The organism is Pantoea alhagi (assembly GCF_002101395.1).
Taxonomy (GTDB): domain Bacteria; phylum Pseudomonadota; class Gammaproteobacteria; order Enterobacterales; family Enterobacteriaceae; genus Mixta; species Mixta alhagi.
The window spans coordinates 4,176,914-4,190,831 of sequence record NZ_CP019706.1; the positions used below are offsets into that span (position 1 = coordinate 4,176,914).

At 56.4% G+C, this 13,918-nt stretch carries 11 protein-coding genes; 2 read left to right on the plus strand and 9 right to left on the minus strand.

Annotation, left to right across the window (positions count from 1 at the left end; all coding sequences use genetic code 11):
• The 3 genes from B1H58_RS19865 to mdoG form a co-directional block, all read right to left on the minus strand.
• On the minus strand, positions 1-240 hold the full coding sequence (locus B1H58_RS19865) for a YceK/YidQ family lipoprotein (RefSeq protein WP_085072143.1): 240 nt from the start codon (positions 238-240) through the stop codon (positions 1-3).
• Between the two features lie 172 nt (positions 241-412).
• A complete protein-coding gene (gene mdoH / locus B1H58_RS19870) occupies positions 413-2,977 on the minus strand; it encodes a glucans biosynthesis glucosyltransferase MdoH (protein ID WP_085072144.1) in 2,565 nt (854 codons plus the stop codon).
• On the minus strand, positions 2,970-4,505 hold the full coding sequence (gene mdoG / locus B1H58_RS19875) for a glucans biosynthesis protein MdoG (protein ID WP_157130255.1): 1,536 nt from the start codon (positions 4,503-4,505) through the stop codon (positions 2,970-2,972). The genes mdoH and mdoG overlap by 8 nt, the downstream gene beginning before the upstream one ends.
• A 269-nt stretch (positions 4,506-4,774) precedes the next feature.
• Between mdoG and mdoC the strand changes: the two genes are divergently transcribed.
• On the plus strand, positions 4,775-5,896 hold the full coding sequence (mdoC, locus tag B1H58_RS19880; RefSeq protein ID WP_085072146.1) for a glucans biosynthesis protein MdoC: 1,122 nt from the start codon (positions 4,775-4,777) through the stop codon (positions 5,894-5,896).
• Positions 5,897-5,920: 24 nt separating this feature from the next.
• On the opposite strand, the gene B1H58_RS19885 is transcribed toward mdoC, so the two are convergent.
• Both B1H58_RS19885 and B1H58_RS19890 read right to left on the minus strand, forming a co-directional pair.
• On the minus strand, positions 5,921-7,393 hold the full coding sequence (locus B1H58_RS19885) for a phospholipase D-like domain-containing protein (protein ID WP_085072147.1): 1,473 nt from the start codon (positions 7,391-7,393) through the stop codon (positions 5,921-5,923).
• A 31-nt stretch (positions 7,394-7,424) separates the two neighbouring features.
• Positions 7,425-7,976: an O-acetyl-ADP-ribose deacetylase gene (locus tag B1H58_RS19890; protein ID WP_085072148.1), complete on the minus strand. Its 552-nt coding sequence runs from the start codon at positions 7,974-7,976 to the stop codon at positions 7,425-7,427.
• A 105-nt stretch (positions 7,977-8,081) separates the two neighbouring features.
• Here B1H58_RS19890 and B1H58_RS19895 point away from each other — a divergent pair, with 105 nt between their 5' ends.
• Positions 8,082-9,242 carry a glycoside hydrolase family 1 protein gene (locus B1H58_RS19895; protein ID WP_085072149.1) on the plus strand — a complete coding sequence of 387 codons (1,161 nt, stop codon included), beginning with the start codon at positions 8,082-8,084 and terminating at the stop codon, positions 9,240-9,242.
• Here B1H58_RS19895 and B1H58_RS19900 read toward each other — a convergent pair.
• From B1H58_RS19900 to B1H58_RS19915, 4 genes are all read right to left on the minus strand, one after another.
• Positions 9,239-9,436, minus strand: coding sequence for a hypothetical protein (locus tag B1H58_RS19900; RefSeq protein WP_085072150.1), 198 nt, complete (start codon positions 9,434-9,436; stop codon positions 9,239-9,241). The two genes, B1H58_RS19895 and B1H58_RS19900, sit on opposite strands and share 4 nt — an antisense overlap.
• A 338-nt stretch (positions 9,437-9,774) precedes the next feature.
• Positions 9,775-11,148, minus strand: coding sequence for an efflux transporter outer membrane subunit (locus B1H58_RS19905; RefSeq protein WP_085072384.1), 1,374 nt, complete (start codon positions 11,146-11,148; stop codon positions 9,775-9,777).
• Positions 11,148-12,236: an HlyD family secretion protein gene (locus tag B1H58_RS19910; RefSeq protein ID WP_085072151.1), complete on the minus strand. Its 1,089-nt coding sequence runs from the start codon at positions 12,234-12,236 to the stop codon at positions 11,148-11,150. Before B1H58_RS19910 ends, B1H58_RS19905 begins: the two co-directional genes overlap by 1 nt.
• On the minus strand, positions 12,233-13,918 hold the full coding sequence (locus B1H58_RS19915; protein ID WP_085072152.1) for an MFS transporter: 1,686 nt from the start codon (positions 13,916-13,918) through the stop codon (positions 12,233-12,235). The genes B1H58_RS19910 and B1H58_RS19915 overlap by 4 nt, the downstream gene beginning before the upstream one ends.

Below are 13,918 nucleotides of genomic sequence, written 5' to 3' on the forward strand. Positions count from 1 at the left end.
TTATTCATAAGGCCCGTGCTGTGCATCGACCGGTAACAGCAGCGTATCCAGCAGGGCCGACAGCGGCACGTCGAGAATGGTGAGAAAACGCCACGGCGTGTCGCGCACATCCCACTGTACGCCAGGATAATATTGATTACCGTGCCCCTGTCCGGGTACGGTGCGGCTGATAATGCTGCCGCAGCCGGTTAACAGCAATACCAGCGTCAGCAGGGCTGCGCTACGTAATCCTTTTTTCAATCTTTTACCTCTCTTTTAGTCAGCCTGATATTGGCTGTCCGGCGTTTGTCCGCCCTCTGTTTAAAAATAGCCTACTGCCAGCCGGGAATAAAAAAGCGGCCCGAAGGCCGCTCTTGCAACATGCTAATGGCACTATGGCTGCGCTGGCCCGCGAAACAGGCCAGGCACCGGCTTATTTCGCAGGCGTTAGCGCCAGCGGATTCAGCTGCAGCGTACGGTAGTAGTCCTGCCACTCACGGTACTTTTCTGCATCCTGCCACAGACGATAGTGCAGGCGCGCCAGCGTTACCGGATCGCTAATCAGCGCCAGACGCTCATCGCGGTTCAGCTTCGACGGCGCATCGCTTAAGGCATGCTCTACCCGACGGTCGCGCGCATAGTCCAGCAGATCGCTTTTCAGGTGACGCGAGGTCGCCAGCGCGGTGGCCAGGGCGTTAAACGACGGATGGAACAGCGCATGCATAAAGCCCTGCTTCAGCGCACGTTCGCGGTTCAGCTGCAGATAGGTATCGGTATCCACCAGCTCTTTCGGCGGCGCATACTCTTCCGGGATCAGGAACAGCTTGGCGCGGCGGGTCGCCAGCCCATTGCTGGCGCGGCTGGAAATTACCGACACAAACGGCGACAGGATCAGCGAGAACACAATCGGTGACAGCCACCAGAGGAAGTTCAGATCCAGCCAGCCCATGCCCACCGCCCAGACGATACCCAGCAGCATCTGTGAACCATGACGCCGGAACGCTTCGCTCCAGGGCGTAGCATCGTCGTCACGCTGCGGTGAGTTCCACACTACTTCCCAACCCAGGAAGGCGCTGACCACAAATACCGTATGGAACAGCATACGCACCGGCGCCAGTAACACCGAGAACAGCATTTCCAGCAGCATTGAGGCCAGCAGACGCAGCGCGCCGCCATAGCCTTTCGCGCCTTTAAACCAGATCAGCACTACGCTCAACAGCTTCGGCAGGAACAGCAGCACCAGCGTGGTAGAGAACAGCGCAATAGCCAGCTCCGGACGCCACTGCGGCCACACCGGGAAGAGCTGGCGCGGTTGCAGGAAGTACTGCGGCTCCATCAGTGTATGCACCACCTGCAAGGCAGTGGAGAGCGCGAGGAACAGGAACCACAACGGCGCAGAAAGATAAGACATCACGCCGGTGAGGAACACCGCGCGGTGCACCGGGTGCATGCCTTTAACCAGGAACAGCCTGAAGTTCATCAGGTTGCCGTGACACCAGCGACGGTCACGCTTCAGCTCATCCAGCAGGTTAGGCGGCAGCTCTTCATACGAGCCGGGCAGATCGTAGGCAATCCACACGCCCCAGCCGGCGCGACGCATTAGCGCAGCCTCGACAAAGTCATGGGAGAGGATCGACCCGGCAAACGAGCCTTCGCCCGGCAGCGGTGCCAGCGCACAGTGCTCGATAAAGGGCTTCACGCGGATAATGGCGTTATGCCCCCAATAGTGCGACTCGCCCAGCTGCCAGAAGTGCAGTCCGGCGGTAAACAACGGCCCGTAAACGCGCGTGGCAAACTGCTGGCAACGCGCATAGAGCGTATCCATCCCGGATGCCTTTGGTGAAGACTGGATAATACCGGCATTCGGGTTCGCTTCCATCATGCGTACCAGACCGGTCAGACATTCACCGCTCATTACGCTATCCGCATCCAGCACCACCATATAGCTGTACTGGCTGCCCCAGCGGCGGCAGAAGTCATCGATGTTGCCGCTTTTACGCTTCACGCGGCGGCGGCGGCGGCGATAAAAGATCTTCCCTGCCCCGCCCACGTCACGAACCAGCTCCATCCAGGCTTTCTGTTCCGCCACGGCGATATCTGCATCATAGCTGTCGCTAAGAATATAGACGTCAAAATGCTGACTCTCTCCGCTGCGCACTACCGATTCCCAGGTGGCGCGCAAACCGGCAAAGACGCGTTCCACATCTTCGTTACAGATCGGCATAATCAACGCGGTGCGATGAGTGGGATCGATCGGCTCATTGCCGGTAAGCGTATACGAGATACTGTACTTATCGCGGCCAATCAGCAGCTGCAGAAAGCCCATCAGCGCCGTCCAGAAACCGGCAGAGACCCAACAGAACAGAATGGCGAACAGGAACAGAATCCCGGTCTGCAACACATAAGGCAGCAGTTGCAGCAGCGATTGCTGCCAGTTCTGGTTGAGCATATCCATTGGGTCGATCAGCGCCCAGCCCTGGTAAGGCAGAATGGTCTTCATATACCAGGTGGCGATCACCGTCTGGAAAATCGTCAGGATCAACAGAATATAACGACGAATTGAGCCGACATGACGCCATTTATCTTCCTGGCGCTGTTCTTCCGCCGAGGCGTAGCGCGGGGTGGATTTACGTCCGCGCAGCGAATCCCAGGCGCGCGCCAGCGGGTTAGTCCGCCAGGCTTCCGGGAACATCAGCGAACGCTTTACCGGCGGCATCGCCTTCAGCGTGGTGCGTCCGAGATAATCCTCGCTGAACTGTTTGCCCTCATCCAGCGAGTCCGGCCAGCTCATTTCAATACGTGACTTTACCGAGCTCAGCGGCGCGTCATCGGCACGCGCTTCGGCTGGGCCATTCTCGCCCAGCTGCTGATGCAGTTTGCTGTAAACCTCACCGCCCGCCTCCGGGGCGGGCAGATTTGACGCCAGCGCCGCTTTGCCGTCCGGCGGCAGCGGCAGCGCGTCGATATAGTCAGCGGGAGTTAGGATTGATTTATTCATTGGCAGGCAACTGATAGCTCCATGTTTCCGTCAGCGTTTTATCACCGTTAACCAGTGCGGCACGCATTTCGGTCGGCTGCTTATTGTCTTTAACGCGAATGCGCAGCATTAAACGCCAGCCTTTGTTTACCGGGTTATAGCGCACGCTCTGTTCAACAATCTCACCGTTATTGCCGATGCTAACCTGAGGCGTAACCGGCGTGTTATCCGGCAGCGCGCTCATATCCTGACCGACAAAGTCCACCACAAAAGCGAGGGTGCCGTCTGGCTGGCGCACCAGGTTTGACTGTTTTACATCGCCGGTAGAACGCAGCGTATTTTTCACCCATGCGGTATCCGGCGAATGCAGCTGGTCTTCATCACGGGTAAAGTGCAAACGATATTTAAAGTTCATTTCCTTGCCCGGCTCCGGCAGATTCTCCGGCGTCCAGAAGGCAACGATATTATCGTTGGTTTCATCTGCTGTCGGGATCTCAACCAGCTCTACGCGACCTTTACCCCAGTCGCCCTGCGGCTCAATCCAGCCGCTTGGGCGCAGATCGTAACGATCGTCGAGATCCTGATACTGATTGAACTCGCGTCCGCGCTGCAGCAGGCCAAATCCTTTCGGACTTTCTACGGTAAAGGTGCTTACCGCCAGATGTTTCGGATTGTTCAGCGGACGCCAGATCCATTCGCCGTTACCGGCATGAATCGACAGACCGTTGGAATCATGCAGAGAAGGACGATAGTTGACTATCGGAGAAGGCTGATTCGGACCATAGAGGAACATGCTGGTCAGCGGCGCAACGCCCAGCTTGCCTACTTTGTCGCGCAGATAGACTTTTGACTGCACATCCACATTGGTGTCCTTACCCGGACGCAGCACAAAGCGGTAGGCACCGGTAGCACGCGGAGAATCCAGCAGCGCATAGATTACCAGCTGTTTATCCTGCGGCTTTGGACGCTCAATCCAGAATTCGCGAAAACGTGGGAACTCTTCACCAGAAGGCAGCGCGGTATCGATCGCCAGCCCACGCGAAGAGAGGCCATAAACCTGGCCGCCGCCAATCACGCGAAAATAGCTGGCGCCGAGGAAACTGGTGATTTCGTCATCTTTATCTTTGGCGTTTAACGGATAAAGCACTTTAAAACCAGCAAAACCCAGGTTCTTAATGGTTTCCGGATCGTGCTGAACATTGCCAAAATTAAAATATTCCGGGCTGTATTTGATTTCCCGGACCGCGTTGGCAGTGACTTCATGCAGTTTTACCGGGGTATCGAAATACATGCCCTGATGATAAAACTCCAGCTTGAATGGCGTTTTCAGTTTATGCCAATAGGCTTTATCGTGATTAAACTGAATCTGCTGATAGTCAGCATATTTCATGTCACGAAACTGAGAGGGCAAATTGCTCTTCGGCGCTTCAAAACTTTTTCCCGCTAACGACTTTGCCTCTTTGGCGACATCATCAATGCTAAAAGCCCAACCGGTGTTGGTATACAAGGCAAACAGAACTGCCGCACTGACCCAGTGCGTTTTTTTCAGTCCCGATTTATTTTTGTTAGTAATCAGCACATCCCCCCCTTTCGTGTGCTTAAATCAATCTCATCCATATTAATGGATTATTCGGTTTTCCGACAGTATACCCGCCGTTTTGTTCCTGTATTCTCTGCTCTCAGGGCTTTTCTCTGCGTTGATCGTCTGTTACAGAATCGGCTGATATTATATGGATTCCCGTTCCGGTAAAGTAAAGCGCTTACTTTTGTCACGTTCAGGGCGAGCCGGTATATAAAACGTACTAAAACTGGATAACTATGCGTACTAAATCTCATCAGCGTGAATATTTTTTTGATTCTATTCGCGCCTGGCTGATGCTTCTTGGCATTCCTTTTCATGTTTCACTTATTTATTCCAGCCACCAGTGGTCTGTTAACAGCGCGGAGCCGTCGTTGTGGTTAACCGTGTTCAATGACTTTATTCATGCTTTCCGCATGCAGGTGTTTTTCGTCATATCTGGTTACTTTTCTTTTATGCTCTGGTTGCGCTATGCACCGCGCGAATGGTGGAAAGTGCGCGTGGAGCGCGTTGGCATCCCGATGCTCAGCGCCATTCCGCTGATTACCCTGCCCCAGTTTTTTATACTGAAAGAGTGGACGGGTAAAATCACCGGCTGGCCACACTTTACCGCGTATGAAAAATATAACACCCTGGTCTGGGAGCTTACCTCCCACCTGTGGTTTCTGTTGGTGCTGGTTATTTTCACCTCGCTGGGGCTGGTGCTGTTTCGCCACCTGCGGGCGGCGGAGCAAAACCTGACCACCGCGCCCGGCTGGCTGATACTCACTCTGGCAGTGCTGTTTTACAGCCTGTGCTGGGGCGCTTTTCGCCGTCTGATTTTTACCTTTCAGCCTGCGCTGCTGACCGATGGGCTTTTCAACTTTGCCGTTATGCAAACCCTGTTTTATCTCCCTTTCTTCTGGCTTGGCGCGCTCGTCTGGCGCAATCCGGCGCTGAAGGCGCGCTTTGTGCGCTTTAATCCGTGGGCGCTAATCGGCTCGGTGCTGGCATTCTTCGCCTATATGGCCAACCAGCGCTACAGCAGCGGCGAAGGCTGGATGTATGAAATTGATGCGGTGGTATCAATGCTCATGGGTCTGTGGATGGTTAACGTGGTATTTTCCTTTGGGCATCGCTTCCTGAATGCCCATTCAGCGCGCATTACCTGGCTGGTGAATGCTTCTCTGTTTATCTATCTGGTGCATCATCCGCTGACGCTACTGTACGGCATCTTTATTACGCCGCATATTCATAATAATGCGCTGGGTTTTATTGCTGGCCTGTTGTTTGTCTTCGGCATCGCCTTTGTGCTGTATGAAATTCATTTGCGCATTCCGCTGCTGCGCTTCCTGTTTTCCGGGCGAAAAGCCCGCCCCTGAGTTACAGACGGGCATGGATGCCCGCTATAGCAACCACTCTACCGGCAGACGCCAGACCAGGCGCACCAGCAGACGCTGATAAAAGCGGGTTTTCGGCTCATGCTTATGCACGATTTCCCCCGGTTCACCTTCATATTCCACCCAGTTAACCCGTCCCCATTTATCCAGCCGCAACGTCCAGGCGCGCTCACGCATCTCTTCGACAAACCGCTGATGGATATTGCTTGCCAGCGTTTCGCTCTCGATCAGCAGCCCCATTTCGGTATTCAGCACTGCCGAACGCGGATCGAAGTTAAAGGAGCCGATAAACACCTTCTGGTTATCGACGCTGAAGGTTTTGGCATGCAGGCTGGAGCCGGAATTGCCGGTAAGTCCGCGATCGTGCGGCTTCTCTTCGCTATCGGCCTGCGGCTTTAGTTCATACAGCTTAACGCCATGACGCAGCAGCTTTTTACGCCATTTGGCGTAGCCGGCATGCACCACCGATACATCGTTAGCCGCCAGTGAGTTAGTGAGGATAGCGATTTTAACGCCGCTGCGCACCAGCGCCAGCAGCTGCGCGACGCCCGCGCGCGTCGGGACAAAATAGGCGGAAATGATATCGAACTGGTGTTGCGGGCGACCAATGATTTCGATCATCCTCTGCGGCAGCAGCGTGGCGCGCCGCGCTTTGCCCAGTCCCTTACGCGGATCGTCGCTCAACAGACGCGCCGGTGCCCAGGTCATCTTTAATTCGCCGCTGTCCAGCTGCGACATATAGCCGCAGGACTGCAGGCGCTGCATATAGCGCTGCACCTGTTCGCTGTCGCGCCAGGCTTCTGGCAGCGTCACTTCCGCGCGGGAATCGTCCGGCGCTTCATCCACCACCGCGGAAAAAGCGGTCACCGCCTTGCTTTGCCAGTAGCGTTCAAAGTCAGCCGCCACCTCTTCCACCACTGGCCCGATCGCCATAACATCGAGATCGGAAAACAGCGGCTGTTTGCCTGCGCCAAAGTATTCATCGCCAATATTACGCCCGCCGACAATGGTAACCATGTCATCAACGGTCAGGCTTTTATTGTGCATGCGGCGGTTCAGGCGGGCAAAATCGCTGAGATAACCCAGCGCCCGCAGAGTGCGAAACGAGAACGGATTAAATAAGCGGATCTCGATATTGGGATGACGATTCAGTTCGCTCAGCGTTTTGTCCAGTCCCATGGTGTTGTTGTCATCCAGCAGCAAACGGACCTGGACGCCCCGGTCAGCGGCCTCCAGCAGCGCGCTGAACAGCAGCCGTCCGGACATATCGTTTTGCCAGATATAGTACTGGATATCGATGCGTTCTTCCGCCATCGACAACAGCTGATAGCGAGCAGCGAAGGCATCCAGTCCGTCGCTTAATGAATGGATACCGCTGTGCTGTGGATGTTGAACGGTACGGGGTTTAACTGCCCTGGCGAGGCGGGTACGGCTGTCTGCAGGCGTCACGTTATCCTGCGGGTAAAGCGCTTCAGCCATTATTTTTCCTTTTTTCTAAACCTGATTGTTATTATTCACCGGCTGCAGCTCCGCCGTCATCGGCCTGTTCTGAATGCTGGCGATAAAGACGATAGCTTTCCTCGTCAAAACAGACCAGCCAGACCTGCTGCGGATAGTCGTGCTGCTGCAAAAACTGGCTAATGGTTCGCAAGGCGATCGTCGCCGCCGCCGCTTTAGGGTAGCCATAAATGCCGGTGCTGATAGCGGGAAAGGCGATGGTGGCGAAGCGATGCTCTGCGGCCAGCTGCAAACTATTATTATAGGCGCTGGCCAGCAGCTCCGCTTCGCCCTGGCCGCCACCACGCCAGACCGGGCCTACGGTATGAATCACTGCACGCGCCGGTAAGTTGCCGGCTCCGGTCAGCACCGCCTCTCCGGTCGGGCAGCCGCCCCGACTCGCCGCCAGCTGGCGACACTCGGCTAACAACGCCGGTCCCGCCGCGCGATGAATTGCGCCGTCAACGCCGCCGCCGCCCAGTAAGCTGCTGTTTGCGGCGTTAACAATCACGTCTACCTGCTGACGCGTAATATCACCCTGAATAATACGTAGTCGGCTATGCATGTTTTCTCCTCGCAATATCAATGGTGAAAATCGGGTCGGGGATGCCATTTAGTCTAGACTTAGCGAAACGTTCCGCGCCTGCCTTTTTTACAGGAGAAGAACCGCATGCGAGTTACCTCATCAACCGTGCCATCGCAGCGCCATCAGCCGTCTCTGTTCAACAGCTTTTTTCAGGGCAGCTTCCCCTGCTCAACCGCCTGCCGCAAAGAGGGTAAACGTCTGGATATGATTATCAGCAGCGGGCACGATATGCTGATCCATAAAGATTATGCCGCGCTGGTGGAGCATCGTTTACTGACCGCACGCGACGGTGCACGCTGGTATCTGATCGAAAAAACGCCTGGCGAATATGACTGGTCCTCTTTTCTGCCGATGGTGCATGCCGCCAGCCAGCACGGAATTCAGGTGATCTGGGAAGTGGCGCACTTTGGTTATCCGGATCATCTCGATATCTGGTCACCCGGCTTTGTTGATGCCTTCGCCCGTTTTGCCCGCGCCATGGCGGAAGTGATGCGCAACGAGGGTATTGAGCAACCCTTTTTCACCCCCATCAATCAGATCTCCTTTTGGTCGTGGGCGGGCGCGGAGGTGGCCTGGCTTAACCCCTACGCCAGCGGACGCGGCCCGGCCCTGAAGAAACAGCTGGTGCGCGCCAGCCTGGCGGCGATCGCCGCGATACGCGAGATCTATCCGCAGGCGCGCTTTGTTTTGACGGATCCGCTGGTGCATGTTGCGCCCGCTGACCACAGCGCGGCGGCGCGTGAAGAGGCGCAGCGTCAGCACCTTTCACAGTTTGACGCCTGGGATATGCTGTGCGGCAAGCAATGCCCGGAGCTGGGCGGCAGCCCGGAGGCGCTGGATATTATCGGTCTGAACTACTATCCCGATAATCAGTGGCTCAGTAACGGCTCGCCTTTAAACGCAACGCACGCCGCCTGGCGTCCGCTGCATCTGCTGCTGGAGGAGGTCTGGCAACGTTATCAGCGCCCAATGCTGTTAGCGGAAACCGGTGCGGAAGGGGAAGCACGGGCCAACTGGCTGAACATTGTTGCTGATGAAGTGGAGCTGGCGCTGGAACAGGGAGTGGCAATGGAAGGCATTTCCCTCTATCCGGTAGTGGAGTATCCGGCCTGGGCAGACGACCGTCGCTCGCCCGGCCCGCTGTTTGGCCTGCCCGATCCCAATGGCAGCCGCACGCTCTATGAGCCGCTGGCGCTGGCGTTACGCAGCCAGCAAATCAAATTACAAAATCGTGCAAAAGGTTAAGGCGTCGGGGAAGCTTCGGCGGGCTGAGCGGCGGGTTCTGCAGGCGGCATGGTGCAGGTCTGAACTTCAAACGCGTCGGATGAGGGACGACGAATGTCGGCCAGCCAGGTCGTGGTAAAGATAACTACGATGCCGATCAGACTGGCAGCGAGTAAACCAATTAACGCGATAAGTTTATCGTCACGGTTTTCCATCACTGATCTCCTTATTTAACCATCGGACCTTTTGCAGTGTGCAATTATGACATCCATAGCGTAACAATGAGAACAAAGAATATCAGAGTAAAAGAGGTCAATAACAGGACTACAATGGCAAATTGCGCATCGTCGAGTTGCGGCAGTTCATCTCTTTCTGGAGGCTCAGGCGGCAAAATTTCATTCATTTTTGTCATCATCACAGCGGGCATAATCGATAAACAAGACACCGCTCTGTTTCTGCCATGCGGTTTTACAGTGTAGCACGGCTGATTGAAATCGTAACCGCCTGCTGAGGCTGCGCCGAATCTTAGCGTTCCGGCGCGCTAAGCAGGCTCTTAAGAGTGCCAGCCGCCGCCCAACGCCCGATAGAGATCGATTTGCGCCAGCAGCAGATTGCTTTTCAGCTGTACCACGTTCAGCTGCGCGCTGAATAGCGTACGCTGTGCATCCAGCTCGTCAAGATAGGAAGCGTAGCCGTTTTGATAGCGGTTGCGGGCAATACGCAGCGTGTCGGCGGCGATCTCCTGCTGCTTTTCTACCTCCTGCAGCTGCGCCTGGGTCTGCTGAATCGCATCCAGCGCATCGTTTACTTCGCTAAAGGCGTTTCGCACTACTTTCTCATAGCCGTACAGCGCCTGATTGCGCGATGCCATCGAAACATCTACCTGCGCCGTTAGCGCCTCCCGATTCAGCAAGGGTGCCAGCACGCTGCCGCCAATGCTCCACAGCCGGAACGGATTATCCACCAGTTGATGCAGCACCGAGGATTGCAGGGTGCCAGAGGCGGTCAGATTAAGCGAGGGCAGCAGCTGGGCCTGAGAAGAGACCAGCGTCTGGTCCGCCGCCAGCAGCAGCCGCTGGGCCTGAACAATATCTGGTCGGCGCTGCAGCAACTCTGATGGAAACAGCGACGGTAACCGCTGCGGCATCACCTGCGTAAAGTTTGACTGGCGAGCAATGCGACGCGGGTTCATGCCCACTAAAATACTCAGCGCGTTTTCCTGCTGATGGATTTGATGTTCAAGCTGGGGAATTTGCGCTTTGGCCGCCTGATATTCCGATGCTGCCTGCATCCACTCCAGCCGCGAGGTATAACCTGCGGCGAACTGACGCTGCGCCAGATTGAGCGAGTTTTCTCGCGTCGCCAGCGTCGCCCGGGTCACGCGCAGCTGCTCGTCCAGCGCCAGCAAGGAAATATAGCCGGAGGCGACCGAGGTGGCGATGGTCAGTTCAGCCGCAGCCGCGGCGGCCTGTTGCGCCGCCAGCGACGCGCGTGCGGCATCGATACTGCTACTGCGCGATCCCCACAGATCCACGTCATAGTTTGCCTGCAGCAATCCCTGATACACGTTGCCCTCGCGCGGTTGCCCGGTAACGGCTGACAGCGAACGCGCACGCGTTGCGCCTACGCCCACATCCAGCGTGGGAAAATTATCTCCGGCGGCGGCGCGCAGCTGCGCCCGATACTGATCGACGCGCGAACGGGCGGTCAGAATATCGGGATTATTGCGCAGGGCCTGTTCCACCAGCCGGTTCAGATTGGGATCGGCAAAGGTTCGCCACCAGTTCGCTTCCGGCGCGGCGGACGGCCCCACCCGATAACGCCACTGCGGCGGGATCGGCAACGATGACGGTGCCTTGTCTACGTCACGGGCACAGCCGATTAACAATGGGATCATTAGCGCCAGCACCTGCGGTTTCCAGCACATCATGACCGTGGCTCCTCTGCGCCGGAGGTGTCGATATTTACCTCTACCGACATCCCGGGACGCAGCCGCGCCTGCGTATCATCCGTGATCCTGATACGTACCGGAATACGCTGCGCTATCTTCACAAAGTTACCGGTCGCGTTATCCGGTGAGATAGCGCTGAACTCCGAGCCAGCAGCCGGAGAGATAAATTCCACCACGCCGTGAAACTCTGCGCCGTTCAACGCATCTACGGTAAAGGTGACCGGCAAGCCGGGACGCACATGCGCCATCTGCGTCTCTTTCATGTTGGCGATCACCCATTTTTTCGCCAGCACCAGCGACGTGAGCCGCGTTCCCGCTGAGACATAGGCGCCGCGCCGCACTGAGATCTGCCCCAGCTGCCCCTCTTCCGGCGCAATAATGCGCGTGTTGTCTAAATCGATCTGTGCCAGCTGCAACGCCGCCTGCGCATTGGCGACATCCGCCTCCAGCGAGGCGCGATTAACGATTACCGTTTGCCGATCCTGACGTGATACTTCCAGCGTCGCCTTCGCCTGCTGCACGGCAGTTACCGCCGCGCTATTCGCCGCGCGCGCCGCGTCACGCTCACGAATGGACAGCGAGCCGTCCGCGACCAGATTTTCCACGCGTTTTAAATCGAAGCCGCTTTTTGCCGCCTGCGCACGGGCATTTTCCAGCGCCGCCTGGTTACGTACGATCACCGCTTCGGCGCTGAGCCGCTGCTGCTGATTATTGGCTAACGCCGCCTGCTTCATCGCCAGCTGCGCTTTCGCCTGTTCAACCCGCTGACGATAGATACGATCGTCAATGGTCATCAGCACGTCACCCTTATGAACCGGCTGTAGATCCTGCACATTAACGGCGGTGATATAGCCACTGACCTGCGGGCTGATAAAAGTGATCTGCCCTCGCACATAGGCATTTTCCGTACTCTGCACCGCGCTGGTAAAGGGCCATAGCTGCCAGGCGTAAAGGATAACCAGTACGCCAACCAGAGCTATACCGCTGCCAACGGCAATGGAGAGGATCCGAAATTTATTATTACGCTCGCGCTCGGCGGCTTTGACTTCTTCCTGCTGGCTCATTGTTTCTCCATGCTGGCTGATGTTGCCGAAATTGGTTGAGCAGCGGCGGCCTCACGCTGCTGCTGACGTCGGGTGATAATACGCTGGCGCGTCAGGCGATAAAGCACCCAGACCAGGGTACAAAAGGCCATCCCGGCGGTCAGTAAATAGGTATCGTTCCATGCCAGTACGTTGGCCTGCAGCGTGGAGACACTTTGCAACTGCGCTACCGCCTGTGCGCTAAGCAGTGCACTGTCGCCCAGCTGGCTATTAAACAGCGCGCTGTACTGACTAAGGCGCTCGGTTACGTTGGGATCGAGTAGTGAAAGCTGGTCACCCAGCAGGCTGGAGTGATATTTTTCCCGCCATACCTGAAAGGTGCCGAGCATGGCAGCGCCAATCAGACCGCCTAAATTCTGACTCATGCCGAACAGCACCACGAAGCTCACCAGATTTTTCGGCTGAGTTACCACGCTGCCGATGCCCAGCAACATGGCAGGCGCCATAAAGAAAGCGCTGCTGAAGCCCAGCAGAAACTGGCTGAAATACATATTGTGCGGCCGCGTCAGCGGATTAGAGTGGCTGTCTATAAACGACGCAATCATCATGATCAGCAACGAGGTGACGATCGGCCAGCTGAAGTGTGCAGGTTTTAAGGTCAGCGCACTGGCAGTGATCCCCAGCACCACGCCAGCAATAATCGCCAGCGCCAGGCCACGCAGCTGATCGTTCTGCAGGCCAACCTGCTGCAAAAAGCCGATGGCTCCGCTGTTCTGTTCCGCCAGCACCACGCGCATCATGATCATTACGATACCCAACCGGATAATGGCTCCGCTGCCCAGCCAGCGCGTATTGATCAGCGGATTTTTACGGTTATGCTCTACCACCACCGCGCTGATGATCAGTACCACAGCCAGTGCCAGGCAAATACCAAGCCACGGCGTACTGAACCACCATTCGATGCGCCCCAGTGACAGTACGCCGCACAGCAGCGCCATCCCCGGCGCCATTAAAATGAAAGTGACGAAATCCATTTTTTCAAACACCTTGCTGCGATCGCTTGGCGGCAGCTTCAGCATCAGCACGCATCCCAGCGCCACCATCGCCAGCCCCAGCTCAAACAGATAAAGCCCGCGCCACTCCTCCAGCTGTAGCAGCTCGGAAGAGAATAGCCGTGCCAGTGGAATGGCCAACTGTGAAGCGCTGATGCCGATCGCTAACGCCTTAAGGCGATGCTTTGCCGGCCACGCCTGAATCTGATAGTAAATGCCCAGAGAGCTCAGCGCGGCCGCCACCATACCGTGCGCGGTACGGACAATGATCGCCGAGCTGAGATCGTTAACGAACAGGTGAAAAAAGGCCACCAGCACATACAGCAGCAGAAAAGCCTCGGTAAAGATACGCAGGCCGAACTGCTGGCGAAACTTCACCAGCAGCAGGTTAATAGAGATATTTCCCATTACGTAAACCGCCGGGAGCCAGGCGATCTCGTTTGAATAAGCGCCAAAGGTGCCCTGAAGATTGGTCAGATTAGCCGTTACCAGCGCATTGCTCAGCGCGCCCGTCAGGGTAATCAGCAGGCCAACCAGCCCAAAAGCGATACGTTTTTTGGTGGGATGAATCGGTGTTGAAGGTGAACCGGGCAGCATGGGCTTTTCATGTGGCTGCCACTGGCGCGGGGCATAAGGATTCGATTTCGCCAC

What these genes read in the sequence shown, in the direction of transcription:
- mdoH (WP_085072144.1), bottom strand. Translation starts at nt 2,977, where the DNA reads ATGAATAAATCAATCCTAACTCCCGCTGACTATATCGACGCGCTGCCG.
- mdoC (WP_085072146.1), top strand. Translation starts at nt 4,775, where the DNA reads ATGCGTACTAAATCTCATCAGCGTGAATATTTTTTTGATTCTATTCGC.
- B1H58_RS19885 (WP_085072147.1), bottom strand. Translation starts at nt 7,393, where the DNA reads ATGGCTGAAGCGCTTTACCCGCAGGATAACGTGACGCCTGCAGACAGC.
- B1H58_RS19890 (WP_085072148.1), bottom strand. Translation starts at nt 7,976, where the DNA reads ATGCATAGCCGACTACGTATTATTCAGGGTGATATTACGCGTCAGCAG.
- B1H58_RS19895 (WP_085072149.1), top strand. Translation starts at nt 8,082, where the DNA reads ATGCGAGTTACCTCATCAACCGTGCCATCGCAGCGCCATCAGCCGTCT.
- B1H58_RS19900 (WP_085072150.1), bottom strand. Translation starts at nt 9,436, where the DNA reads ATGGAAAACCGTGACGATAAACTTATCGCGTTAATTGGTTTACTCGCT.
- B1H58_RS19905 (WP_085072384.1), bottom strand. Translation starts at nt 11,148, where the DNA reads ATGTGCTGGAAACCGCAGGTGCTGGCGCTAATGATCCCATTGTTAATC.
- B1H58_RS19910 (WP_085072151.1), bottom strand. Translation starts at nt 12,236, where the DNA reads ATGAGCCAGCAGGAAGAAGTCAAAGCCGCCGAGCGCGAGCGTAATAAT.